1 protein-coding gene is annotated in these 1,101 nt (G+C 58.7%); it reads right to left on the bottom strand.

Features of this window, described 5'->3' with window-relative positions:
• Nucleotides 1-37 precede the first annotated feature (37 nt).
• Nucleotides 38-877 carry an IS5 family transposase gene (locus KLK06_RS59420; protein ID WP_214644752.1) on the bottom strand — a complete coding sequence of 280 codons (840 nt, stop codon included), beginning with the start codon at nucleotides 875-877 and terminating at the stop codon, nucleotides 38-40.
• Nucleotides 878-1,101: the final 224 nt, after the last annotated feature.

Here is a 1,101-nt window from a genome sequence, read left to right as displayed (position 1 = left end):
AGAGGGCATTTGATTTGAGTAGATTGCGGCTTATGTTCTAGTAGGTGCCTCGCCAGGTTGGGGTGGTCTCGTCCGTTATGCGCCTGGCCAGGTTATTGATCGACGCGATGTGGATCATGGCTTGAGAGCTGGCGGGTAGGGTCTCATAATCGCGGGTTAAACGGCGATACAGCATGAGCCAGCCCAGGCTGCGTTCGACGACCCATCGGCGTTTGACGACATGGAATCCACGGGTTTCGGCTTTTCTGGAGACGACTTCGACGTCGATGCCCAATGTGGCGCCGTGTTCGATTAAGGCGTTCTTGAAGCCGGTGTCGACCCAGGTTTTGGATATCGTCGGGTAGGCGCTTTTGGTTTGGTCGAGTAGCCCTTTGCCGATCACGTTGTCGGACAGGCCTGCGGCGGCGACGGATACGGCGAGGATGAGGCCGAGCGTGTCGGTGACGATGCCGCGCTTGCGACCGACGATCTTCTTTGCGGCGTCGGTTCCTTGGCTGGTGAGGGGCACGTTGGTGGAGGTCTTCACGCTCTGGGTGTCCATCACGCACGCGGTCGGTTCGGCCGTACGGCCTTCCTTGACGCGGGCCAGGCCGGTCAGCTCGTAATTGAGCTGTGCGAAGATTCCCTCATCGCGCCAGGCCGCGTAGTAGGCGTAGACGGTGTTGTAGGACGGGAAGTCGTGCGGCAGATATTTCCAGGCGATTCCCGTGCGGTTGACATAAAGGATCGCGTTGAAGACGTCCCGTAGTTCGACCGAGGCCGGTTGACCGGTGGGCCGGCGGTCGAGTCTGGCCTGCCGCCAGGCGGTTAAGGTGGGTTCGATTAAGGCCCAGCGGGCGTCGGATATGTCACTGGGATACGGCTTCCGCTCGCTCATGGCGGAACTTCTACCCGATACATGTGATCGATATTGGTCCTCGACCGGCCGGGAGCTTCTACCGCATTTCTAGACCAGACGGAATTCGAGCGTCATTTAATAATCAAACAGACGCCCTCATCGGCGATGAGGAATGAGCAAATCCATACCTATAGGACGAAGAGTCCAAAAGCCTGCGACCACAAAGCGGGCACATGCCAACGAGCCATGCCTAAACCCCCACT

Origin of the sequence: Nonomuraea sp. NEAU-A123 (assembly GCF_018603905.1) — a bacterium.
Classification (GTDB): Bacteria; Actinomycetota; Actinomycetes; order Streptosporangiales; family Streptosporangiaceae; genus Nonomuraea.
The sequence above is the reverse complement of the archived record's forward strand: the minus strand, read 5'-3'. Positions and strand labels throughout refer to the sequence as shown.

Bases quoted from the DNA above. Each gene is read 5' to 3' on its own strand.
- KLK06_RS59420 (WP_214644752.1), bottom strand. From the start codon at position 877: ATGAGCGAGCGGAAGCCGTATCCCAGTGACATATCCGACGCCCGCTGG.